The 24,118-nt window shown below is 63.7% G+C and carries 21 protein-coding genes; 6 read left to right on the forward strand and 15 right to left on the reverse strand.

The genetic code is table 11. The features are described from left to right. Positions 1–52: 52 nt before the first annotated feature. Together OX460_RS04960 and OX460_RS04965 are read right to left on the reverse strand one after the other, a co-directional pair. Positions 53–238, reverse strand: a complete 186-nt coding sequence (locus tag OX460_RS04960) for a hypothetical protein (protein ID WP_099376727.1) — start codon at positions 236–238, stop codon at positions 53–55. A gap of 205 nt (positions 239–443) precedes the next feature. Continuing rightward, the gene (locus OX460_RS04965) at positions 444–629 is read right to left on the reverse strand and encodes a hypothetical protein (RefSeq protein ID WP_251348681.1); all 186 of its coding nucleotides are present in this window, start codon (positions 627–629) and stop codon (positions 444–446) included. Positions 630–936: 307 nt separating this feature from the next. Between OX460_RS04965 and OX460_RS04970 the strand changes: the two genes are divergently transcribed. From OX460_RS04970 to OX460_RS04980, 3 genes are all read left to right on the forward strand, one after another. Beyond that, positions 937–1,311: a hypothetical protein gene (locus OX460_RS04970; protein ID WP_251348682.1), complete on the forward strand. Its 375-nt coding sequence runs from the start codon at positions 937–939 to the stop codon at positions 1,309–1,311. 7 nt (positions 1,312–1,318) lie between these two features. After that, positions 1,319–1,648, forward strand: coding sequence for a hypothetical protein (locus OX460_RS04975; RefSeq protein WP_289897876.1), 330 nt, complete (start codon positions 1,319–1,321; stop codon positions 1,646–1,648). Positions 1,649–1,733: 85 nt separating this feature from the next. Continuing rightward, positions 1,734–3,206, forward strand: a complete 1,473-nt coding sequence (locus OX460_RS04980) for a serine hydrolase (protein WP_289897877.1) — start codon at positions 1,734–1,736, stop codon at positions 3,204–3,206. On the opposite strand, the gene OX460_RS04985 is transcribed toward OX460_RS04980, so the two are convergent. Beyond that, positions 3,203–3,778: a type 1 glutamine amidotransferase family protein gene (locus OX460_RS04985; protein WP_289897878.1), complete on the reverse strand. Its 576-nt coding sequence runs from the start codon at positions 3,776–3,778 to the stop codon at positions 3,203–3,205. The genes OX460_RS04980 and OX460_RS04985 overlap by 4 nt on opposite strands. A 217-nt stretch (positions 3,779–3,995) precedes the next feature. Between OX460_RS04985 and OX460_RS04990 the strand changes: the two genes are divergently transcribed. Further along, positions 3,996–5,648, forward strand: a complete 1,653-nt coding sequence (locus OX460_RS04990; protein ID WP_289897879.1) for a phosphoethanolamine transferase — start codon at positions 3,996–3,998, stop codon at positions 5,646–5,648. A gap of 67 nt (positions 5,649–5,715) precedes the next feature. Here OX460_RS04990 and OX460_RS04995 read toward each other — a convergent pair whose 3' ends face one another. Continuing rightward, positions 5,716–6,489 (reverse strand): ferredoxin--NADP reductase, encoded by a 774-nt coding sequence (locus OX460_RS04995; RefSeq protein WP_035818959.1) that lies wholly within the window; start codon positions 6,487–6,489, stop codon positions 5,716–5,718. A gap of 233 nt (positions 6,490–6,722) precedes the next feature. Beyond that, complete coding sequence (locus OX460_RS05000) at positions 6,723–7,868, reverse strand: acyltransferase (RefSeq protein ID WP_289897880.1); 1,146 nt, start codon at positions 7,866–7,868, stop codon at positions 6,723–6,725. A gap of 265 nt (positions 7,869–8,133) precedes the next feature. On the opposite strand from OX460_RS05000, the gene OX460_RS05005 reads away from it, so the two are divergent. Next, entirely contained in the window at positions 8,134–9,639 is a 1,506-nt protein-coding gene (locus tag OX460_RS05005) for an anion permease (protein ID WP_289897881.1), read from the forward strand. Between the two features lie 18 nt (positions 9,640–9,657). Here OX460_RS05005 and OX460_RS05010 read toward each other — a convergent pair whose 3' ends face one another. The 9 genes from OX460_RS05010 to OX460_RS05050 all read right to left on the reverse strand — a co-directional run bounded on the left by OX460_RS05010 (position 9,658) and on the right by OX460_RS05050 (position 21,376). Next, complete coding sequence (locus tag OX460_RS05010) at positions 9,658–10,305, reverse strand: hypothetical protein (RefSeq protein WP_289897882.1); 648 nt, start codon at positions 10,303–10,305, stop codon at positions 9,658–9,660. A 63-nt stretch (positions 10,306–10,368) separates the two neighbouring features. Beyond that, positions 10,369–10,743 carry a hypothetical protein gene (locus OX460_RS05015; protein ID WP_251348690.1) on the reverse strand — a complete coding sequence of 125 codons (375 nt, stop codon included), beginning with the start codon at positions 10,741–10,743 and terminating at the stop codon, positions 10,369–10,371. A gap of 20 nt (positions 10,744–10,763) precedes the next feature. Then, on the reverse strand, positions 10,764–13,304 hold the full coding sequence (locus OX460_RS05020) for an EAL domain-containing protein (protein ID WP_251348691.1): 2,541 nt from the start codon (positions 13,302–13,304) through the stop codon (positions 10,764–10,766). After that, a complete protein-coding gene (locus OX460_RS05025) occupies positions 13,301–16,531 on the reverse strand; it encodes a hybrid sensor histidine kinase/response regulator (RefSeq protein WP_289897883.1) in 3,231 nt (1,076 codons plus the stop codon). The genes OX460_RS05020 and OX460_RS05025 overlap by 4 nt, the downstream gene beginning before the upstream one ends. Before the next feature lie 28 nt (positions 16,532–16,559). Continuing rightward, complete coding sequence (locus OX460_RS05030) at positions 16,560–17,717, reverse strand: ABC transporter substrate-binding protein (RefSeq protein ID WP_289897884.1); 1,158 nt, start codon at positions 17,715–17,717, stop codon at positions 16,560–16,562. A gap of 120 nt (positions 17,718–17,837) precedes the next feature. Then, the gene (locus tag OX460_RS05035; protein ID WP_289897885.1) at positions 17,838–18,845 is read right to left on the reverse strand and encodes an NADP-dependent oxidoreductase; all 1,008 of its coding nucleotides are present in this window, start codon (positions 18,843–18,845) and stop codon (positions 17,838–17,840) included. A 36-nt stretch (positions 18,846–18,881) separates the two neighbouring features. Further along, positions 18,882–19,691: an oxidoreductase gene (locus OX460_RS05040; protein WP_289897886.1), complete on the reverse strand. Its 810-nt coding sequence runs from the start codon at positions 19,689–19,691 to the stop codon at positions 18,882–18,884. Between the two features lie 104 nt (positions 19,692–19,795). After that, complete coding sequence (locus tag OX460_RS05045) at positions 19,796–20,413, reverse strand: TetR/AcrR family transcriptional regulator (protein WP_289897887.1); 618 nt, start codon at positions 20,411–20,413, stop codon at positions 19,796–19,798. Positions 20,414–20,473: 60 nt separating this feature from the next. Further along, positions 20,474–21,376, reverse strand: coding sequence for a LysR family transcriptional regulator (locus tag OX460_RS05050; RefSeq protein WP_289897888.1), 903 nt, complete (start codon positions 21,374–21,376; stop codon positions 20,474–20,476). A gap of 148 nt (positions 21,377–21,524) precedes the next feature. Between OX460_RS05050 and OX460_RS05055 the strand changes: the two genes are divergently transcribed. After that, complete coding sequence (locus tag OX460_RS05055; protein WP_289897889.1) at positions 21,525–22,922, forward strand: amidohydrolase family protein; 1,398 nt, start codon at positions 21,525–21,527, stop codon at positions 22,920–22,922. A gap of 403 nt (positions 22,923–23,325) precedes the next feature. Here OX460_RS05055 and OX460_RS05060 read toward each other — a convergent pair whose 3' ends face one another. Next, positions 23,326–23,730 (reverse strand): ribonuclease domain-containing protein, encoded by a 405-nt coding sequence (locus OX460_RS05060; RefSeq protein WP_077404535.1) that lies wholly within the window; start codon positions 23,728–23,730, stop codon positions 23,326–23,328. Positions 23,731–24,118 lie beyond the last annotated feature (388 nt).

The following is a 24,118-nucleotide window of genomic DNA, read 5'->3' on the forward strand; positions in this document are numbered from 1 at the left end:
GTAAGGGATGGTGAAAAAGCCTTGCCGTGGCAAGGCTTTCAGCTGGAATGTATCAGCAGAACTCGCCGCCATCGCTGGAACCGATGCGCGAATAGCGGTATTGCTCCTCGCTGTCGACCGCCGTGCAGCCGGCCACGGCGACGCCGTCGCGCACCTTCCAGGGCGCGGGAAGGGCCGGTTTTTCCTGTTCCTTCTTTTCCGCCAGTTTGAATGCGAACAGTTTGGTTTCTTTATGCATGGGAATATCCTCTAGGAATGGTTATGTTTCGATTTTTACCGGTAAATACATATTTTAAAAAATGGAATTGCCAATTGAAAGGCGATCATATGGCGCTATGCATTGCGCGCAGAAAAGCCGCGCCGGAATTGGCGCCGGCGCCAGTTTGAATATGGAAGATTGAATAAAACCCCCACGCCTGGCAGGGGTTATGGCGTGCCGGGGATCAGCAATACTGGCCGCGGTCGTTCGGCTGGAAGCGCGAAGAGTCGCGGTATTGCTCAGCTTGCACCGCGGTGCAGCCGGCCACGGCGACGCCGTCGCGCACTTTCCAGGCGGTGGCGGGCACCGCCGGTTTTTGTTCCTGTTTCTCTGCCAGTTTGAATGCGAACAATTTGGTTTGATTTTGCATTGTACTATCCTCTTGTGATGGTTAAGTACTGCTTGCGTTGTATGCCATGGTATGTGGCCATTCGATCTTAGCGCTGGAATAAATAAGCGTCAACTTGAATTGAATCGTATTCGCTATTATCTTTTTGAAATACTCACCAAATATCACGCAGGCCATTTTTATTATTGCAGTGCGATAAATAATATCGGCCCATTTTAAATGGGCGGCAATATGCCTGATTATCGATGGAAAACGGATCGACCATACGCGCGGGCACGCACTATAATGGCGCCTGTTGAATGGATAAGGCAGGAATCGCTCTATGGACATGGCCATCACAGACAGCTTGCGGCAGCTTGCATATGCGCAGGCCGCCGCGTTCGTGCAGACGCTCGACACGCGCGATCCTGTTGCGCTGCAACGCGACTGGGGCCTGTCGCCCGGCGTGGCCGACGAGATCATCGAGATGCTCGACAGTTATTTTGCGGCAAACCAGGCGCTGTCCCTGGCGCCGCTGGCGCAAGCCTTCGTGCCGGGCAAGGGGGGCCGCGTGGCCGTCGATGTGTATGCCACCGATGCCGGGCCGCTGGGCCTGGAATGCCTGCTGCTGGCCGATGGCCAGCCGGGCGAGGCAACCTTGCACCTGGAAATGTCCGGCCACGACGGCGCGCTGCGCCTCCATTACCACTACATCGGATCCTGAGAACACCATGACCGCACCGATCAGCGAAACACAGCAGCGCATCTGCGACAAATTCGGCATGCCAGCGCAAGCGCCCGAGCCCATGGTGGCCCTCGCCATCGGCAGCCTGGCCCAGTCGCCCATCTACGGCACGCGCATCGTGCTGCCGGAGAACGGCACCGTCAGCTGGTTCATCCACTGCGGCCAGCACGACGATGCCAGCGGCTTTTACCAGCCCCTGCATGCGGACCACCTGCACGAGATGCTGCCGCAGGTGGTCGATTACCTGGCCTTGCCCAGCGGCGCCAAGTTCATCCTCGACCGGGAAGGGTATGAGGATGTGTGGCTGGAAGAGTAACTTTCCGACCGGCAAGATTGTCGTTGACGTTGATAAATAGGTATGGGATGCTGCTGTTCCGTTTTCAATTGTCGAAAGCCTTATCTTGAACCCACGCCTCCCGTCTTTCCTGCTCGTCATGGCGCTCGCTGCCGTGGCGGCTCCCGTCACCGCGGCTGCCGCTGCCACCAGCCAGCCGCAAGCCTTGCGCGCGGAACAGGATATCGCCGCCTTTGTGCGCAGCGAAATGCAGGAGCGCCAGATTCCTGGCTTGCAACTGGCAGTGATTCAGCATGGCAAGGTCGTGCTGTCGCGCAATTTCGGCCTGGCCAGCCTGCAATACCAGGTGCCGGTGACGGATGCCAGCCTGTTTTCCATCAATTCGGCAACGAAAGCGTTTGCGGGCGTGGCCGTGATGCAACTGGTGCAAGAGGGCAAGATCGACCTGGCGGCACCCATCGGCCAGTACCTGACAGGCTTGCCTGCCGCCTGGCAAGCCGTGACGGTGACCCAATTGCTCAACCATACCTCGGGCTTGCCCGACGTGCTGGACCAGCGCAGCGGCAAGCTCGTGGGGCCGCAGCCGGACGACGCCGCTGCGGCGTGGACTGCCGTGCAGGCGCTGCCCGTGGAAGCCCAGCCAGGCGAGCGCTACCGCTATAACCAGACCAATTACGTGTTGCTGGCGCAATTGATCGAGCTGCAAGGCGGCCAGCCCTTTACCGCTTTCATCCAGCGCCGGCAATTCGACGTGGCGGGCATGCCGCACAGCGGCTTTGGCGATGCGAAGGACGTGGTCGCCAACAAGGCCAGTTCCTACGTGCTGGACCGGGGAGGCAAGGGCTACCGCAACGTGATCGAGGATTTCCCCGTGTTCATGCGGGCCGGGGCCGGCATCAACAGCAATGCGGGCGAACTGGCCAACTGGCTCATCGCGCTGCAGTCGGGCCGCTTGCTGGCGCCCGCCAGCGTGAAACGGCTGTGGCAACCGACCAGCCTGAAGGATGGCAAGCCGGGGGCGTGGGCGCTGGGCTGGCCCACCATCGGCCGCGATGCGCACCGGGCCGTGGCCGGCATCGGCGGCGCCCGCTCGGCTTTCTATGTGTATCCGGACGATGGCCTGGCCGTTGTTATCCTGAGCAACCTGGCCGGCGGCCAGCCGGAACAGCTGATCGATACCGTCGCCGGCTTTTACCTTCCCGCCCTGCGCCAGCAGCGGGGCGGCGCGTATGCCGCGCACCTGTTGCGCCAGCAGGCGGCCAGCGCCGGTTTCGACGGGCTGGAGCAGAAGCTGGTGGCCATCCGGCGCCAGCACGGCTTGTCCGCGCCCACGGAAGGCGACTTGAATGCCTGGGGCTACCGCCTGCTGGGTCGGCAGCAGCCGAAACAGGCGGCCGCCGTCTTCGAGCTGGGCGTGCAACTGTACCCGCAAGGGGCGAATGGCCACGACAGCCTGGCCGAAGCGTACGAGGCGGATGGCGCGAAGGCGCAAGCCATCACGCATTACCGCCGTTCGCTGGAACTGGACCCGGGCAATACGCACGCCACCGAGCGCCTGCGCGTGCTGGGCGCCAACTAAGGTGCCGTCTTGCCGTGCTCGGCCCCGTGCATGGCCAGGTAGGCGGCCAGGTTGTCATCGGCGATGTCCAGGGCGCGCAAGACTTCCCGCGTGAAGGTGACGGGCGCCGTGCCGGGCGCCGTGATGATGCGCTGGTCGGCCACGGCCCACGGCACGTCCTGGTACAGGGCGGCGCCCGCATAGCCGGTACTGGCCAGGTTGTCGGCGGAATTGGAAGTGTGGCGCACGGTGTCGAGCACGCCGGCTTGCGCCAGCACGCGCGTGCCGTCGCAAATGCCTGCCAGCACGACATTCTTGTCGCGGGCGGCGCGCAGCAACGGGCCCAGGTCGGGCGCCTTGCCGCTTTGCCAGTGGCTGCCGCCGCACACCATCAGCAAGTCGAGTTCCTCGAGATGGATTTCTTCCAGCGCCAGTTGCGGCGTGACCAGCATGCCGCCGGACGAAGTGACGGGCAAGCCACCCGGCGTGGCGAACTGCGTGTAGAAGCCGTAGTACAGGCGCGCCGTGGAATTGATCAGGGCGGTTTCCCAATCGGCAAAGTTCTCGGTCAGAATGGTAATGGCACGTGTCATGAAAAGTCCTGTCGCAGGTGGTGATATCAATATGAATACAGGCTGGCTGGCCTGTCGGTGCCGAAAGCATAATAAAAAGCACTGACAATTTCTGTCAGGAGCCCACGCAAAATGATGGCACGAGTTGCAACAGCCTGCGCTACAATCGCAGGCCCGTTACCGCGGGCATGACACTGTTCCATGTACGCCTGTTGATTACCTCCTACTTGTCGCCGCCATGCTGATTCTGTTTTGCCGTGTCCTGTTCAGCATTGCTGGCCTGCTGCTGTTCTTCCTCTTCGATCAGTTAAGCGCGAACGAATGCCTGAAATTGAGCGTCTTGCTGGCGGCCTGCCTGTTGAGCGTGGGCGGCGTGCTGCATGCGTGGCGCGGCAATGCCGGCGCCAGCGCGATTACCGTGCTTGTGCGCGTCGTCGTGCCCGTGTTTTACCTCGATGTCGCCATCAAGGGCTTCTTGCGTGGCTATTTTGGCATGCGGCCGAATCCCAATGCGGTTTTACAGGCGATGTTTGCGACAGATCAAGCCGAGACGGGAGAGTTTTTCCTGCACAACAGCGTCGCCCTGGCGCAAGCGGCCGGCTGGTTCGTGCTCGTGACGGCGGCAGTGCTGCTGGCCGACCGCCAGCTGCAGCGCTGGCAGGCCGGGCGCGACAGTACGCCGCCGGGCTTGCCGCAAAAGGGCTTTGCCGTCTTCATGGCCGCATTGCTCGTGTCCTTGCACGTCAATACCACCATGCGGCGCGAAAATCCGGCCCTGTTCTGGCCGCTGCGCTACCAGCAATACAGCGCGCAACTGGAGGCGATGAAGTCCATGCAGCACGCGCTGACGGCGGCCATGGCCGCGCCGCGCGACTGGAACGTGCGCTATGCGGGCGAGGATGCCCGCACCGTCATCCTGGTGATCGGCGAGAGCACCAACCGCGCCTCGATGTCGCTGTACGGCTATCCGCGCGCCACCACGCCCCAGCTCGACGCTCTGCGGTCGAAACTGCTGGTATTTAACGATGTGATTTCGCCGGCCGCCAGCACGGTGGAATCGATGATGACGATGCTCACGCCGGCCGATATCGGCAACCCCGATGCGTGGATGGCCAAGCCGAACTTGCTGATGCTGGCCGAGGCGGCCGGCTACAAGACGTTCTGGGTGTCGAACCAGACGCGCAACGATGGCTGGATCGGGCTGCTGGCGGGCGAGGCCGATGAAAGCGACTTCATCAACTACGGCACCGGCCGTGGCGAAAACAATTTTGATGGCAACCTGTTCCAGCCATTCGCCCATGCGCTGCGCGACGAGGCGCCGAAAAAGCTCATCGTCGTGCATTTGCTGGGCGCGCATCCCAGCTATGACATGCGCTACCCCAGCCGCTTTGCGCATTTCGACCGGGCGCACGACGCCGTCAGCGCGCAGATGGAACACCAGGGCAGGTCAAGCTGGATACGCAGCCAGCGCGACGAGTACGACAACGCCATCCGCTATGGCGATTATGTGCTCGGTACGCTGATCGGCATGACGGAAAAGGCCAAGACCGACCGCGCCGCGTCGCTGCTGTTCGTTTCCGACCATGGGCAGGAAGTGGGCTACAGCCGCAATCACGCGGGCCATTCCGCCTCGGACAAGAGCGGCTATGAAATTCCCATGTTGATCTGGAATAACCGGCAGGCGCCGCAATCGGCGGCCGCGCGCGCCGCGCTGGAAAACCGGCCCTACCAGACGGACAAGCTCGATGCGACCGTGCTGGGCTTGCTGAAGATCGAGACGCGCTATTACGCGGCGCAGGACGATATCCTCAGCAGCGCCTTTTTGCCCGTACAGCGCTTCATGAATGGCTTGCGCTACCAGCGCGCGGCTGGCCCGCTGACGCGGCAATGAAAAAGGCCCGGTCCCGCCGCAGTGTGCGGCGGGACCGGGCCCTCGGGTCTTGCGGATACCTTGCGGATTACTTCTCGGCGAACGCGCGCTCGACAACGAAGTCGCCAGGCGTCGAGGTATTGCCTTCCTTGAAGCCACGCGCTTCCAGCATTTCCTTCAGGTCGCGCAGCATGTCCGAGCTGCCGCAGATCATGACGCGGTCCTCGGCCGGGTTCAGCGCCGGCACGCCCAGATCTTCGGCCAGCTTGCCGTTCTCGATCAGTTCGGTGATGCGGCCCATGTTGCGGAAGTCTTCGCGCGTCACGGTCGGGTAGTAGCGCAGCTTGTCGCTGACCATTTCGCCCAGGAACTCATGTTTCGGCAGATGCTCTTCCAGCAAGTCGTGGTAAGCCAGTTCATCGACCTGGCGCACGCCGTGCACGAGGATCAATTCGTCGAAGCGCTCATAGATGTCCGGATCGCGCACGATGCTGAGGAAAGGCGCCAGGCCGGTGCCCGTCGACAGCATGTACAGGCGCTTGCCTGGCAGCAGGTAGTCGGACACCAGGGTGCCCGTCGGCTTGCGGCCGACGATGACGGTGTCGCCCACTTGCAGGTGTTGCAGGCGCGACGTCAACGGACCGCCCGGTACCTTGATGCTGAAAAATTCCAGGTGGTCTTCGTAATTGGCGCTGGCGATACTGTAGGCGCGCAGCAATGGCTTGCCGTCGACGCGCAGGCCGATCATGGTGAAGTGGCCATTCGAGAAACGCAGCGACGGGTCGCGCGTGGTGGTAAAGGAGAACAGGGTATCCGTCCAGTGGTGCACGCTTAAAACGCGCTCTTCATTCATCGAACTCATAGTATTTGTTGGCTGGTCAAAAAAATGGTTAGTTGCTGGCAACTGCTGGCAAAAGTGAAACCCTGTGTAGGCCCAGACGCTATTGTACCGGCCTCCACACGAAATTGTTACCGTCTATCGCCGCCAATGCTGCCGCACACGGTGCCAACATTATAGTGCGGCTGGCAAGATCGGGCTGAAATTCGCCCGTAAATGGGCTGCGGGCATGCGGACTCTTGACCTGGCTCAGTTTTTCAGGGTGCCGCGCCTGGGCTGCCGCCAGCGCACGCCGGCGCGGCCGTGGCGGCGCCCCGGAAGCGCCGGCGCAGGGCGGCATTGGCCGGGTCGGACACGTAGCGGGCCACGAGGGCGGCCGCCAGCGCCGTCGCTGCGAGGAACAGCGCCAGCCAAGGCAGCCGTTCCGCGTAGCCCAGGCCCGCCTTGTCGACCACATTGCGCATGCCGGCCAGCACGATAATATGGAACAAATACAGCTCATAGCTGTGCCGTCCCAGCCATTGCAGCGGGCCGGGGAGGCCCCGGCCGGCCGCCTGGCCCGCCGTGGCGCCCGCGATGAAGGCGGCGCCGGCCACGGCGATCCACGTAAAACCGAATACCTCATGGCCGCCGATGCCGCGCACGTACAGGGCCGTCAGGGCCAGGCCCGCGATCCAGCGCAAGAATCGCCCGGCCCGCGCGCCCGGTTGCCAGTGTTGCGTCAGCAGGGCCGTCAGGCAACCGATGGCGATGGCGTCGAAACAGGCAAGGTAGCCGTACATGAAGTAAATCTCGTTGCCCACATGCAGGCTGCGGTACACGGGGCCGGCGACGATGGCGGCGCTGCACAGCAGCATGATCCAGTGCCGCTGGCGCAGCACGCGGCACGACAGGGGCAGCAGCAGATAGAACATTTCTTCAATGGATAGCGACCAGTACACGTTCAGGCAGTAATTGAAATAGCCGGCGCTTTGCATCAGCACGTTGTGCCAGAAGGTCAGGACGGAAGCGATGGCGATGACGAAGTAACTGGCGGGCAAGTCCTTGCCGCCATCGGAATTGGCAAAGAAGGGCACGTCGAGCACGCCCAGCAGTACGATGATGGACAGGGCCAGCAGCAGCGCGGGCAGCAGGCGCGCGATGCGGTAGGCATAAAACGCCGCCAGGTCGATGCGCGCCAGGTCGCCCCAGCGGCGCAGCGAGGTCGAGGTGATCAGATAGCCGGAAATGACGAAAAACAGGGTCACGCCGTAATTGCCCTGGTAGGCGGCCCGCAGCAGCCAGGATGGCAGGACTTCGAGCGGGCTGTTCTTCAAACCATAGGCGAGCGCAAAGTGCAGCACCAGCACGCACAGGATGGCGGCGCCGCGCAGCGCGTCGATATGGCTGTTCCGGATATTCAATATGAGTCCTTCGCAAGATGGTTGGCGACGCAAGGGGCAATTATGTGACAAGTGTCGCTTGCCGGTCAATGATTTTGAAGATAAGGACGCGCGCTGCCGTAACGGAGCCGGGGGCGGGGAAGTCTTGCGTGTATGATATTGCCGAACAGAATTGTTGGGCATCTGCCATCTTGCGGGCGCGTGGTTTGTGCGCCTTCCAGCCCATGAATCTGCGTGCACGATTCCGACCGCGAGGATGCCTGACCCACAGCGAAAGGTAATAAAGATGTATAAAACAGTGCGCGACATGTTCCTGCATTTCAAGGAAGCCGTCCCATTCCGCCTCGTTCCCGCCCTGATTTGCACGGTCTTGCTGGTGAGCATGCTATTGCTGCCGGCGCCGGATGGCTTGACGCCCAAGGCCTGGGGCCTGGTGGCGATCTTCCTCACCACGATTTTGGCGATCATCCTGAAAGTCATGCCGATCGGCGTGATGGCGATGATGGCCATCGTCATCGTGTCCTTGTCGCAAGTGACGTCGACCTCGTCCAAGGGCGCCATCACGGATGCGCTCAGCAGTTTTTCGAATCCCCTGATCTGGCTGATCGTCGTGGCGATCCTGATTTCGCGCGGCTTGAAAAAGACGGGATTGGGCAGCCGCATCGGCTTGCTGTTCATCTCGCTGCTGGGCAAGCGCACCATGGGCATCGGCTATGGCCTGGCGATTTGCGAACTGGTGCTGGCACCGTTTACGCCAAGTAACACGGCGCGTGGCGGCGGCATCGTCCACCCCGTCATGAAGTCCATCGCCAACGCCTTCGATTCGGACCCGGCCAAGGGCACGGAAAAGAAAGTCGGCACCTATCTGGCCCTCGTTAACTACCACGCCAACCCGATCACGTCGGCGATGTTCCTGACGGCCACGGCGCCGAACCCGCTGGTGGTCGACTTCGTGGCCAAGGCCAGCGGCCAGGCTTTCCACCTGACATGGACGACCTGGGCCCTGTGCATGCTGCTGCCGGGCCTGGTCTGCCTGCTGGCGATGCCGTTGATCATCTACTGGCTGTCGCCGCCGGAACTGAAAGCCACGCCCGACGCCGTCACCTATGCCAAGGCGGAATTGAAAAGCATGGGCCCGCTGTCGCCGTCGGAAAAAGTCATGCTGGGCACCTTCGCCTTGCTGCTTTTGCTGTGGGCCAACGTCCCAGCCATGCTGTTCGGTCCCGCGTTTTCGCTCGATGCGACGGTCGTCGCCTTTGTCGGCTTGTTCGTGCTGATCATTACCGGCACCATCGACTGGGATGACGTGCTGTCGGAAAAGAGCGCCTGGGATACCCTCGTGTGGTTTGGCGCGCTCGTCATGATGGCCGAGCAATTGAACAAGACGGGCGTGATCGCCTGGTTCTCGGCCGGCATGAAGGCGGCGATTATCGCCAGCGGCATGGACTGGCTGCCGATCGCCGGCGTCCTCGTGCTGGTGTTTGTCTTCTCGCATTACTTCTTCGCCAGCACGACGGCCCACATCAGCGCCATGCTGCTGGCCTTCCTGACGGTGGGCCTGCACCTGATCCCGGCCGAATACCACGTGCCGTTCATGCTGATGATGACGGCCGGCTCGGCCATCATGATGACCCTGACCCACTATGCGACGGGTACGTCGCCCATCATCTTCGGCAGCGGCTTCGTGACGATGGGCAACTGGTGGCGGGTCGGCTTCATCATGTGCGTGGTGGAACTGCTGATCTTTGCCGTCGTGGGCACCACCTGGTGGAAAGTGCTCGGCTACTGGTAATGCAGGCTGTCACCGCCGCTACAGCTGGCGCGCCAGGCTTTGCACCGTCGCCAGGCAGTGCTTGAGCTCGCCGCCCGCGGCGCGTTTCCACAGCACGGCCGCCTGCGACCACGCCTTTTGCGCCAGCAAGTCCTTGAGTTCTCTCTGCAATTCGCCCGGCAAGCCGCTGAACTGGCGCAGTTCCAGTGTACGGGGCTGGCCGTGGCGGCCCGCCGGGTCGTTCTCTTCCAGCGCATCATGCAGGCTGCCGGGCTGGTGCGGCGTGCCGGCTTCATCCACATACGCCAGTTGCACGTCGGGGGCATCGGCGACGTCGTAGCCGAGGTCGCGGCAAGGTTCGTCGATCAGCTGGGCGATGTTATAGATCGTCAATACCTGCGCGGAACGCACGACGTCCGTCAGGTCGTGCACGTCGACGCCGGCGTCCAGCAAGCGCTGCAGGGCAGGGGAGTTGATGAAGGGAAAGCCTGATTCTCCCAGTTCGCGCCAGCGTTCCAGCCACAGCGGCTGCGGCATGGATTCGTCGATGACGTCGGCCCACAGGCCGCGCAGCAGCAACTGCTGCAGCAAGGGGCCATATTTCCTCTGTTGAATATCTTGCGCGAGGGCGTCTGCCTGCGCCGCATCGATGCCGCATTCCTGCAATCGTTGTGTTATGGTTGTCATGGTCCGCCGCCAGCCTTTTCCTGTCAGTGTGTACAGGCGGCATCATATACGCCAGCAGCCCCGTCACGGCAGTCGGCCGCGCACGACGTGCAGCAGATATTCGCGCGCCGCGTGCCGTTCCATGCCTTTTTCTTGCAGAAGTGGTAACAGACGCTCAAACAGCTGGCGCCGCTGCTGGCTGGCCTCCGACGTGCCGCGCCGGTCCGAAAAGAAGTCCATCAGGGTCGAGCCGCACAGGCAGTTGCGGTAGACCTCGACGATGGCCACGTTGTTGTCATCGAAGCTTTGTTTCAGCCCGGAGACATGCTGGCGCATCGCCTGCGTCTGCAAAATGAACTCGTCCGCCGTGGCGAAGACGCGCCCGCAGCAGGCGCAATGCTTGGGAAAGGCGGCTTCGGCCAGGGCGCGCAAGCCTTCGAAGAACAGCAGCTCCTGCATGATGGCTCCCGGTGGCGCGCCTAGGCGGCACGGTTGCTGATCTCGACGCCATGCGGCCCCACTGGCGGGCGCTGCACGCCGGACTCGAAACGCTGGAAGGCTTCGCGCAAATGGTCTTTCAGCAGGGTCTCGTCCCACGGTTTGGTGATGAACTTGTACACCGAGCCTTCGTTGATGGCTGCCGTGACCGAATGCAATTCAGGGTAGCCGGACAACATCACGCGCACGATCTCCGGATAGACGCCCTTGATGCGGCGCAATAGCTCGCTGCCGGACATCCCAGGCATGCGCGCATCCGTGAGGATCACGCCCACCGCGTGGGCGGCCACCAGTTCCAGCGCTTCCTGCGGCTTGCTGGTGCTGAGTATCTGGTAGCCTTCCTTGCGCAGCGAACGGCGCAGGGAGGACAGGATATGCTCCTCGTCGTCCACCAGCAGCAGCACGCGTTGCGGCGCGTCGGCATGGCAGTTTTCGGGCGGCAAATGGGTGCCGGCATACAGCATCAGATCCATCTCGGCGCCGGGCAGCGGGCGGCTGAAGTAATAGCCTTGCATGGCGTCGCAGCGGTTGGTATTGAGAAATCCCAATTGCGCTTCCGTTTCCACGCCTTCGGCCACCGTGGTCATGCGCAGCGACTTGGCCATGGCGATGATGGAGCGGGTCAGCGACGCGCCATCCACGCTGTCGGTCACGTCGCGGATGAACGATTGATCGATCTTGACGACGTCGATGGGGAACTGCTTGAGGTAGGACAGGCTGGAGTAGCCGGTGCCGAAGTCGTCCAGCGACAAGGTGATGCCGATTTCCTTCAACTGTTCCAGCGCCGTCACCACGAGGTCGCGGTTCTGCATCAGCACGCTCTCCGTCAGCTCCAGTTCCAGGCAGTGGGCCGGCACGCCGCTGTCGGCCAGCACTTCGCGCACCAGTTGCGGCATGTCGGCCTGGCGGAACTGGCGCGCCGACACGTTCACCGCCATCGTCAGATGCGTAAAGCCGTAGGCATGCCAGACGCCCAGTTGCGCGCAAGCCGTGCGCAGCACCCATTCGCCGATGGGCACGATCATGCCCGTTTCCTCGGCCAGGGGAATGAAGCGGTCCGGCGGCACCAGCCCGATGCCGTCGCGGCGCCAGCGCAGCAGCGCTTCCATGCCATAAATCTTGCCGCTGGTGAGGTCGACCTTGGGCTGATAGTGCAGTTCTAGCTCGCCCAGCGCCAGCGCCTGGTGCAGCGCGTGCTCGATTTCGGCGCGCTCTTCCACCAGCACGCCCATCTTGTGGTTGTAGAACTGGTAGCCGTTGCGGCCCTTGTCCTTGGCGCTGTAGAGGGCCGCATCGGCCGTTTTCAGCAGCATGTCGCCGCTGTCGCCGTCGGACGGAAACACGCTGGCGCCGATGCTGGTGCTCACGTGCAAGGTATGTTCGCCCAGCACGAAGGGATCGGCGAACACCGCCAGCACCTTTTTCACGATCTGCTCGGCCGTGTCGATGTCGGACAGGTCCGTCAGCAGGATCACGAACTCGTCGCCGCCCTGGCGGGCCACGGTGTCGCCCTCGCGCACCGCCACCTTCAGCCGGCGGGCCACTTCCTGCAGCAGCGCATCGCCCACCGGGTGGCCGTAACTGTCGTTGACGAACTTGAAACGGTCGAGATCGAGCATCAGCGTGGCCAGGTGCAAACGGGTGCGGCGGGCATGGGCGATGGCCTGGCCGATGCGGTCGTTCAGCAACTGGCGGTTGGGCAAATCCGTCAGCGCATCGTGGTTGGCCAGGTATTCGATGCGCCGCTGCTGCAGCTTGCGCTCCGTGATGTCCTGCACGGTGCCGCGCATCAGCAGCACCTGGCGGCCTTCGCGCACGGCCTCTGCCTGATGAAAGACGATGCATTCGCCGCCGTCCGGCTGCAGCACCTTGTGTTCCAGGCCGTAGCTGGTGCCGCTGGCATGCAATTCCATGAAGGCATCGAGCAGCAGGGGCCGCTGCTCTTCGGGCAGGCATTGCAGCAGGCGCTCGAAGCTGGTGGGGCCGGAGCCCGCGTCCAGGCCCAGGATGCGCAGCAGTTCCGGCGACCAGTAGCCGTCGCCGTCGGCGACCCGGTATTCCCAGTTGCCCAGGCGGGCCAGCGCCTGCGCGTGGCTGAGGCTTTCCTGGATGCGGCTCAACTCGGTCAGGGCGCTGCTGGCCCGCAGCAGGTAGCGCAGCCGGTGCGCCAGCAGCCGCCATTGCATCGGCTTGGAGATAAAATCGCTGGCGCCCGCTTCCAGCGCCTGCTTGATGGAGTCATCGTCGTCGTTGCCGGTCAGCACGACGATGGGCACGTGCGCGCCGCCAGGCAGCCGGCGCAGCTGGGCGCAGCATTCGAAGCCGCTCATGCCGGGCATGGCGACGTCGAGCAGGATCAGGTCGGGCACGCCACGCTGGAAGGCGGCCAGCGCTTCCAGGCCGCTGGCCGCTTCCTCGATGCGGAAGCCTTCCGGCTCCAGCGCTTCCGTCACCAAAATGCGCGTCATGGTGTCGTCATCGACCACCAGGACCAGGGGTTGCAGGGGCAGTGCGGTATTCATATGGCTTCCTTCTCAAGGGCCAGGGCGGCAAGGACACGGTCGAGTTCTTGCTGGATGCCGCGGATATGGTTGAGTGCGCTGCCGACGTCATTGCCGCGCGCGTATTGTTCGATTTCACGGCAGGTGGCCGACAAGCCCAGCGCGCCCACGTTGGCGCAGCTCGACTTGAGCGTGTGCGCCGCCAGTTGCAGGGCCGCCGCGTCGCTGGCTTCGGCAGCCACTTCCAGCTGGCCCAGCAGGCGCGGGGCGTCGCTGTAGAACAGGTCGATGATGCGGCCCAGCACGTCGGGACGGCCGGGACGCCGCATGGCGCGCAGGGTTTGCAGGGCGGCCGCGTCGAGGATGGCGGCCGCTTCCACCGTGGCTGGCGCCGTTTCTATGGCTGCCACCGTCCCGGCTGCAGGCGGCGCGGCGGACGCCGGACGCCAGCGGGCCAGCACGGCCAGCAGGGCGGCGCGCGTGTACGGCTTGGCGAGGTAGTCGTCCATGCCCGCGTCCAGGCACAGTTCGCGGTCGCCGAGGATGGCATTGGCCGTCAGGGCGATGATGGGCGTGCGGACGCGGCCTTGCTCGGTTTCCATGCGGCGCAGGCGCCGGGTCGCTTCGAAGCCGTCCATTTCCGGCATCTGGCAATCCATCAGGATCACATCGAAGGTCTGCCGCTCCCACAGGGCCAGCGCGCGCCGCCCGTTGTCGGCCGGCGTGACTTCGTAGCCGCTGTCTTCCAGCATGGCCAGGGCGATTTCCTGGTTGATCGCATTGTCTTCCACCAGCAGCATGCGCAGCGGCGCCTGGCCTGCGGCGGCGGTGTCCGGCGCAGCGCGCTGGCGGGGCAGCGCCGGCGCCGGCGGCGCGTCTCCGGGCGCCACGCTGCCCACGGCGACGGTGACGGCAAAGCTGGAACCCTGGCCCGCCACGGATTTCAGCACGATGTTGCCTTCCATCATCTCCGCCAGTTGCTTGATGATGGCCAGGCCCAGTCCCGTGCCGCCGTACTTGCGCGAAGTGGTGCTGTCGGCCTGGCGGAAGGGCTGGAAGACGGCCGCTGCCGCTTCCGGCGTCATGCCGATGCCCGTATCGCGCACTTCCAGCCGGATCTGGCCGGCGGCGGGACGGCTGACATCGACGGCAATCTCGCCCCGCTCGGTGAACTTGGTGGCGTTATTGAGCAGGTTGGTGAGGATTTGCCGCAGCCGCACGGGGTCGCCGCGCACGTGCTGCGGCACGTCGGGGGCGATACGGCAGGTAAATTCGATGGCCTTGCGCTGGATGCCGTTGGCAAACAGCGCCACGACATCGTCGATCACCTGGCGCAGGTCGAAGGGGATGTGCTCGAGCACCAGCTTGCCCGCCTCGATCTTGGAAAAGTCGAGGATGTCGTCGATGATGCTCAGCAAGCTTTCGCCCGAACGGTGCACCGTGTGCACGAAACGCTGCTGCTTGGGACTCAGTTCTGTACGCTGCAGCAATTCCGTCATGCCCAGCACGCCATTCATCGGCGTGCGGATTTCGTGGCTCATCTTGGCCAGGAATGCCGACTTGGCGCGGTTGGCGGCGTCGGCCTCGGCCTTGGCCTGCTTGAGCGCCAGGTCGCGCTGTTCGACGTGCTCGAGCATGCCGTTAAAGCCCAGGATCAATTGCCCGAGTTCATCGCTGCCATGCTGCGCCACGCGCACCGACAGCGCCTTGCCGTCGCGGATATGGGCGATGGCATGGGACAGGCGCGCCAGCGGCCTGGCGATGGAAGCGCTGATCAGTCCCGTGATGGCCACGCAGGCCAGCAGCAGGACCAGCGCGATGCCGAAGATCAGCACGAACGCACGGCGCACTCCCTCGCGCACCTTGGCCACCGCGTCCTGCTGCTGGCCCGTGATGCGCGCCACCTGCTGCGTGGAATAGGCGGCCTGCTCGCGCTCGAAGGCGCGCACGTGGGCGATGACCTCGTCCAGCGCCGTCTGGCTGTCCAGCACGCTGCCTTTGGCCTGCACCAGCCGCTGTCCCGCGCGCTCGACCGCATCGAGCTGGGTGTTGACGCCGCGCGTTTCGGCCAGCAGGGCCAGCTGGCCTATGCTTTGCAGCAAGGTCTGCATGGTCGCCATGTCGCGGTGCAGGGCGCTGATGCGCTGCGCGATATCCTGCCCCAGGCGCGTGACGTCGCCGGCTGCCGTGGCAAGCATGACTTCGCCCACGTCGATGCTGATGGCGTCGACGGCCAGGTTGATTTCGCCGCTGGCGTCTTCGATGCGGGCTGACGTGTGCATGTAGCGGCCGGCCTCCGCCAGCCGGTCGCGTCCGATGGCCAGCTGCAGTTCGATGGGGTCGAGCTCCTCGGCCAGGCGCAGGTGGGCGCCGGCCAGGGCGGCGCTGGTGCGCTCCTTCAGGGCGGCATAGGCAGCCTGCTGCGCCGCGCTGGCGCCGCCCTCGGCCAGCAGGCCGGCGCGCAAGGCCAGCAAGCCGGCGGCGGGATCGAGCATCTGGCGCGCCGTGGCCAGCAGCTTTGCCCGCAGCGCCTGCTGCGCCGGGCTGATGTCGCGCTCGCTGGTTCCCGCCAGGTGCGCCATCGCCGCCGCCAGGCGCTCGCGCAAGGGGGCGATGCGGAAACGGTTCTTCACGGCTTCCGTTTCGGCCAGCGCGATCTGCATGTCGTGGATGCTCTTGCGCAGGTCGGTCAGGTAGCGGGCGTTCTCGTTCAGGCGCTGGCTTTCCAGCTGCACCTCGGCGGCCGTGGCCTGGGCCTGGCTGTCGACCAGGCGTATCTTGCCCCGCGCAGCCTTGGCGGCGGCCTTGATCTGCGCCAGCACTTGCCGCATCTGCATCGCCTGCGCCTTGTAATAGGCCTCGTTTTCCAGGCGCTTGCGCACGGCGACGCGCATGCGCTGGAATTCCTGTTCGAAGGCCGAGTGATAGCGGGGCGCCTGCGACTCGCCATAACGCCGCAAGTCCTGGCTGATGCTCTCGGCGGTCCGGATATTGGCGACGATCTTGCTTGATACCTGCTCCAGCTGCGCCAGGTCTTCCGCCTTGCCCAGTTCGAAAAAATCCGACGTCATGTCCTGCACGGTATAGCGCAGGCGCAACACCTCCGTGTACAGCGGCACGGTCCGGTCGGTCAAGCCGTGCACATGGGTTTCGATGCCTTTCACCAGCAGCAGGCTGGCCGCCGCCATGGCCGCCACGCCCGCCAGCAGGACGGTGGTACTGATGATCAGCTTGGTCCTGATTTTCATGCCAGGCTCCAGGAGAGGGGCGCGCGCATCACTTCGCGCCGGGCGCCGGGTCGGCAGGAACGATCCTGCCGTCGGCGATGCGGGTCAGGAAGACGGCCGTCGACGCCTGGTGGTTGTCCGGGCCCAGCATGACCCGCAAGCCGCCCAGATCGAGCCGGTCGAACGTTTCGAAGCTCCGGATCAGGCGTTCGCGCGTGAGATCGGCGCCCGCGCGGCGCAGCGCCGCCACCATCAGGGTGGCCGAGATGCAGCCTTCGAAACTGACAAAAGACAGCCTGGCCGCCGGCACGTGCCTGGCCAGCAGGGCGGCGCAGTCGGCGGCGATGGGCAGCTGGTGTTCTTCCGGCAGGGGCACTACCTGCGAAATGACGATGTTGTCGCCTTCCTTGCCCAGCAGTTGCAGCAGGCTGTCCGTGCCGACAAACGACACCGTGGACAGGGCCGCCTTCAGCCCGGCCTGGCTGGCCTCGCGCACGAACGCCGCCACCGGCGTGTAGGGGCCGGCCATGACCACCGCTTGCAGGTCGTGCCCGATCAGCGCCGCCAAGCCCGCCTTGACGGCCGTGGTGCCGCGCTGGAAGGAACCCTTGGCAACGAGCGCCATGCCGCGCCGCTGCAGGGCGCGCACGGTGCCGTCGAGCACGGCATTGCCGAAACCGTCATCCTGGTACAGGACGCCAAAGCGCTTGACGCCCCGGCTGGTGAAATACTGCACCAGGGCATCGGACTCATCGTCATAACTGGCGCGGAAGTTGATGATTTCATGCACCACGGGGCGGCGCAAGGTCATCGCGCCCGTAAACGCGCCCACCAGCGGCACCTTCATTTCCTGGACGATCGGTATGACGGCGTTGGTGGTGGGCGTGCCCACGTTGCCGAACAGGGCGAACACCTGTTTTTCCTCGACCAGTCTGAGCGTTTCGCTGATGGCGCGGTCCGGATCGTAGCCGTCGTCGGCGACCACCAGCTCGATGCTGCGGCCATGGATGCCGCCGCGCTGGTTCGCTTCCTGGAAAACGGCCGTGGCGCCGTCGAGCATGGCCCGCCCCAGCCCGGACGCCGCCCCCGTCTGGGCATTGACCATGCCCAGCCGGACTTGCGTCTCGGTGACGCCCGGTTCGGCGGCATGGCCGATGCCGGCCCCCAGGGTGATCGCGAGCCAGCAGCAGTTCCGGAAAAAGCGCATGAGCTACCTTTATGGAGATTGAGCGGTATCAATAGGCATGGGGTTGACAACGAGTATGGAGGAAATTGCCAACAAAAAACTCACACATAGTCACGGCGCAAAAAGCAATCCAGGGGTAACTCAAGGCACGGCCAGTTGCACCACCACCTTGCCCCGCGCGCGCCCCTGCGCCAGGTAGGCCAGCGCCTGTTTTGCCTCCGTAAAAGGAAACACCTTGTCGATGACGGGACGGATGGTGCCCGCTTCGAGCAGGCTGGCGATCTGCGCCAGCTGGCTGCCGTCGGGACGCACGAAGTGAAAGGCATAGCTGGCGCCGTGCCGCTTCGCCAGGCCGATGATCTTGCGGCTGAGCAAACCAAACACCAGCTTCAGCACCACGTTCATGCCGCGCGCGCGGGCGAAAGCGGCGTCCGGCGGACCGACCAGCGAGACGACGCGGCTGCCAGGCTTGACGATGCGCAAGGCTTTTTCCAGCCCGTCGCCGCGCACCGTGCCCAGCACGGCGTCGTAGTCGCGCAGCACGTCCTCGAATGGCTGCTGCTTGTAGTCGACCACGTCATCGGCGCCCAGGCCGCGCACCAGCTCCACGTTCGCCGTGCTGGTGGTCGTGCCCACGCGGGCGCCCAGGTGTTTGGCCAGCTGGATGGCGAACGTGCCGATGCCGCCGGACCCGGCTGGAATGAACACTTTCTGGCCGGCCGCGAGCTGCATGCGTTCCTGCATGGCTTGCCAGGCCGTCAGGCCTACCATGGGAATCGACGCCGCCTGCACGAAATCGAGGTTCGCCGGTTTCAGCGCGGCCGCCTGCTCGGGCACGACGGCAAACTCGGCCAGGCTGCCGTATGGCGTGTCGAAGATACTCGCATACACGGCGTCGCCCGCTTGAAAACGCGTGACGCCGCTGCCGACTTCCACCACCACGCCGGCCAGGTCGCTGCCCAGGGTGGCCGGCAAGCGCATTCTTAAAATCGGCTTGAAGTCGCCCTTGGGAATCAGGTTGTCGATGGGGTTCAGGCCCGCGGCGTGCACCCGCACCAGCAGTTCGCCGGGGCCGGGAGTGGGGCGGGGCAGTTCGGCAAACGCCACATGATCGAGGCCGCCGTATTGTTTGAGTTGCAATGCTTGCATGAAGTTCTCCCTGATAGCTGAAAAGGACGCCGGGGCTCAGGCCAGGCGCAGGTCCTTGCGCAAGCCGGCGTCCAGCAGCGCGGCGGGCATGAACCGGCGCATCAGGCGCAGGCGCGCCGCCAGCGGCCCGGCCGTGTAGCGCAGCTTGGGCCGGCTTGCCTGCGCCGCCGCCAGGACGGTATCGGCCACGACGCCAGGGTCATCGGCTGCGGCCATCAGTGCCTGCAGCCGGCGCGTGACGGCCGCGCTCACCTGCCGGTAGGCGGACAGCGGGGTGTCGGGCGCCAGCAGATTGGCTTCGAACGTGGTTTTCGTATAGGCCGGCTCGATGACGCTGGCGCGGATGCCCCAGCCCCGCACTTCATGGTCGAGCGATTCCGTGTAGCCCTCGATGGCGTGCTTGGTGGCCGAATACAGCGCGCCGTACGGCATGGGCAGGAAGCCCACGACGGAACCGATATTGAGGATGCGCCCGCCGCCCTGGGCCCGCATGTGCGGCAGCACGGCTTGCGTCATGCGCACGACGCCGAAGAAATTCGTGTCGAAGATGGCTTGCGCCTGCGCCATGCTGCTTTCCTCGGCGCCCGCCGGGGCCACGCCGAAACCGGCATTATTCACCAGCAGGTCGATGCGGCCTTCGCGCCGCATCACCTCGGCCACGGCGGCGGCGACGGACGCATCGCTGGTGACGTCGAGCGCCAGCATCGCATGGCCGACTCCGGCCGTTTGTGCGCCGCGCCGGCTGGTGCCGTAAACCGTGTAGCCCGCTTGCGCCAGGCGCTGGGCCGTGGCTGCGCCGATGCCGGACGAGGCGCCGGTGACCAGGGCAATTTGCTTGTTTTTCATGGCAGTTCCTTCAGTAATTGACAGCGTGGGATATGGAATATGACGATCATCATATTGATGTTGAAAAAAAAGCCCGGGACGGATCAGCGCCACGGGCGGTGCGATTAGCCGGTCGCTTGCAATTGCGCCAGCGTGGCCGCGCACAGCGCGTCCGACAGGGCCGGTTCGTCGACGGCGCGCGCGAGGATGGTGGTGCCGATCAGGGCGCACACCGTCGCCATGGCTTGCGCATGCGCTTCGGGCTGGCCCCAGTTCGGCAACTGGCGCGCAAACAGGTCGATCATTTCCTTGATATGGATGGTGGCGGCGCGCCGCACCTCGGGTGCCTGGCGCGGCATTTCCGAACCCAGCGCCGAGACGGGGCAGCCCACCTCGATGGCGGCGATGTGTTCGGGCGACAGATACGCGGCCAGCATGGCTTGCAGCGCCTGGCCGGGCGGGGCGGCGGCCGCCACCCTGGCCGCCAGCGCCACCGATTCGGCGCCCGCGCGGTCGCCCGCTTCGGCCAGCAGGGCGTCGCGCGAGGCGAAGTGCGCATAAAAGCCGCCGTGCGTCAGGCCCGCTTCCTTCATGATGTCGGCCACGCCCGTGCCCGCATAACCGCTGCGGCGGATGGCGCGCGTGGCCACCTCGACGATGCGTTCGTGGGTGGCTTCCTTGCGGCTCTGCGCCGTGATTCTGGCCGCTGACTTGTTGGGTGAATTCTGCATGATGATCATCATATCGCAATTTCCAACAGCGTGCACGCGATACGCCGCGCCTGCGGGCGGCGCTCGGCGCGGTCAGATCAGGCGGGTGTTGCTGAACAGCTCGCTAGTCCAGTCGGTGAAGGCCCGCATCGCCGGGGACAGAAAGCGGTGGTGGGGGTAGAGCAGCGACACCGGCACCGGCGCCGGCCGCCTGTCGGCCAGCACCTCGACCAAGGCTCCGGCCTGCAAATGGTCGCGCACCAGGATCCCGGCCAGCTGCATCAGGCCATGGCCGTCGAGGCCCAGCTTGATGTACAGCCCCGTCTCGTTGACCGCGGCCGTGCCGGGGACCGGCACCGCGACGCGGACGCCATCGTCGATGAAATGCAGATCGCTCTCCCGCCGCGTCTTGCCGGAAAAGTAGTGGACCGCCCGGTGTCGCTGCAAATCCTCCAGGACCTCGGGAACACCGTGTTCGGCCAGGTAGGACGGCGCCGCGCAGGTGATCCAGCGCAGCTCGCCCAGGCGGCGCGCCACCAGCGCCGAGTCTTCCAGGCTGCCGGTGCGGATGACGCAATCGACTCCCTCCTGTATCAAGTCGACCTGGCGATCATTGACGCCGATCATCAGGTAGATATCCGGGTAGCGCTGCTGGAATTGCCGCAACTGCGGCAGGATCACGGCATGGGCAATGCCGCCTGGCATATCCACGCGCAGCCTTCCTTGCGGGCGCTCGCCCGGGCCTTGCAGGCTCGCTTCGGTGTCGTCGATGAGGTCGAGTATTTCGCGGCAGCGGTGGAAGTAGCGCTCGCCTTCGGGTGTCAGGCTGAGGTTTCTGGTGGAACGGTTCAGCAGGCGCGTCTGCAAGTGTTTTTCCAGCCGCTTGATGATGCCGGTGACGGACGATGCGGGCAAGCCCAGGGTCTCTGCCGCACGCACAAAACTCCTGCTCTCGACCACGCGAAGGAATACCTGCATTGCTTGTACGCGATCCATGTCTTGTCCGTGTGGCGCTAAAGGAAACGGCACTATAACCCAACATTGTTCGGATTTTCTGCATGCTGAAAACGCCCGCCGCTACTTTTTCCGCCTGCTTGCCTGCACTAGACTGCGTGCAACCCATTACTTATCGCAGGAAGCAAGCATGCTTGAACAAGAGACTCAATTGCCGGCTGTGCTGGCGCCACTGGCCCCGGTCCCCCGTACGATGCTGATCCGCGGCGCGACGATCATCAGCATGGATGGCAATGTCGGCAATTTGCCCGCGGGCGACATCCTGATCGCCGACGGCGTCATTGCCGCCATCGGCGTGCACCTGGAGGCCGGCGGTGCCGAGGTGATCGATGCCGCACAGATGATCGCCATTCCGGGCATGGTCGATACCCATCGGCATTCCTGGGAAGGCCAGCTGCGCCGTATCAACCCGAATGCGGCGACGCTCGAGGACTATTGCAACGCCACCCATTTCTCGTTTGCCAAATACTACCGGCCGCGCGACATTTACGTGGGCAACCTGCTCACGGCATTGGGCTGCATCGACGCCGGCATCACGACCGTGATCGACAACTCCCATAACAGCCGCACCGCGGCGCACTCCGACGCGGCCGTCGAAGCATTGCTCGATACGGGCATCCGCGCCGTGCACGCATCCGGTGCGCCCGTATCGGGCGAATGGGATGAGGCGCATTGGCCGGGCAACCTCGCACGCCTGCAGGCCAAGTATTTTGCCAATCCCGACAGCCTGGTGACGCTGGCCATGATGGCGCAGCTGGAACCGGAGCAGTGGACCGTCGCGCGGGCACTGGGCATTCCCATCGTGACCGAGTTTTTTGGCGGTGGCATGGCAGCGGAGCTCGAAGGCCTGCACCAGCAGGGAATGCTCGGCAGCGACAACATCTTCAACCACTGCACCTGCCTGCCGGAATCGGGCTGGAAAATCTTGCGCGAGGCAGGCGTGCGCGTCAATGTATGCCCGCGTTCGGATGCCCACTACGGTATCGAGGATGGCATGAATGCCTGGCAGGCGGCGTTCCAGCACGGCATACGCCCCGGCCTCAGTGTCGACAACGAGACCTCGTACAGCGGCGACATGTTCATGGAGATGCGCGTGGCGTTCTACCTGCAACGGGTCATGGGACATACCCAGCGCCTGCATGGGCATCGCCATGCGGCGGCGCCCACCGATGCGTTGCGCTTGCTGGAGGCGGCCACGATCGACGGCGCCGCGTGCGCTGGACTGGAACAGCGCATCGGCAGCCTGGCGCCTGGCAAGCAGGCCGACCTGGTGTTGATACGCACCGGCGACCTCAACCTCTACCCGGTCAACAACGCCATCGGTACCGTGGTGCACGCGGCAGAGCGCAGCAATATCGATACCGTCATCATCAACGGGCGCGTGCGCAAACGCGGTGGCGTCGTACTGGGCGTGGATCAGGCAAGGCTGCGCTGCGCGATCGACGAATCCTGCGCTCACCTGTTCAATGCCGCCGGTTACCGGCCAGATCTGTTTGCCGCATCGTTCGCGCCGATCCACCATGCGTAAGCAGCGCCTGATGAACGCGCTACTGTTACCCACCGCTTTCGGCGCGGGCATCGCCATGTGATCGCCTTGCTGCGCGGCGGCGGCGCGCCGCACTTCGGGCGCCTGGCGCGGCATTTACGAGCCCGGTGCCCACACGGGGGGACCAATGGCAGGCGTTCGATTTCAGCGCCGTGGCGCCGGCCGCGGACCGGTTTCACGACTGACTGGGGCAGTTGACATAAGGAAGATGGCGAATGACAGGGAGGGCAATGACTTGTTGCAGATCAAAGCCTGTTTTGCTGGCATACGCTAATATCCATTAAATAAGCGCAGTTGAATATAAAATCTGATCTGCAGGTAGTTAAAGCGGCACCAGGTATTTACCTGAGCCGCTTGAATAACGCTGGAAATTAATAAAGAACGATTAGTTCTTCAGGCTGCAAAAGGAAGCATAGTGGTCTTGCGTGTAATAGCGTTCCACCAGCTTGCGTTTGCCCGCCGGAGTCTGCACGAGCAATACCGCACGATGCGAACCTGCTCCGCCATCGCCGCCGATACCAAGATAATATTCATAATAAATCTCGTCCTTGCCGGCGGCAGGGAGACGCTTTTCATTATTATTGAACACGGTATTGCCCGGACCGCCCGCTACGGCGCTCGTTTTCGCGTTGCGGTATGCGTCGTATTCGCTATTTTGCGGGGTGGGCAGGGTTTTGCTCGGCTCCCTTTTGCCGCAATCGGGGATTTTTGCCGCATAGGCATGGGACGAGAACAGGGCGCCTGCCACGATAAGACCAAGCGACCAGGTTGTTGCGCGTTGAATTTTCATCGGTAAGCTTTCGTTGGTGCTGCGTTCAATGGATGGGCTATTGCGGATGCGGCCGGAATCCGGGCGGCCGGTGTCATCACTGCAATGCTGAATATAGTAGTATTTTTAAAAAAATTACTATTCAATTGTCACTCTTCGATAAATAACAATATATTTACTTCAGGGAAACTATATGGGATGCATTGCAAAAAATAAATGCAAAGCAAGGAATGGAAAGCAGCCGCGCCGCCATTTACATTGACGTGACAATGTTTGAGTTTTTTTGATCGGCAATTCGTTATGCTTCGAAGAAGTTACTGGCAACAAGCAAGCCAGTCCAGGCGTCGCGTTTTCCCGATATTCTGTTGTTGGGTATATTCGAGCCGGAATAAAGGATGACTTCATTGAT

This window comes from Janthinobacterium sp. SUN033 (genome assembly GCF_030397595.1).
GTDB lineage: Bacteria > Pseudomonadota > Gammaproteobacteria > Burkholderiales > Burkholderiaceae_D > Janthinobacterium > Janthinobacterium kumbetense.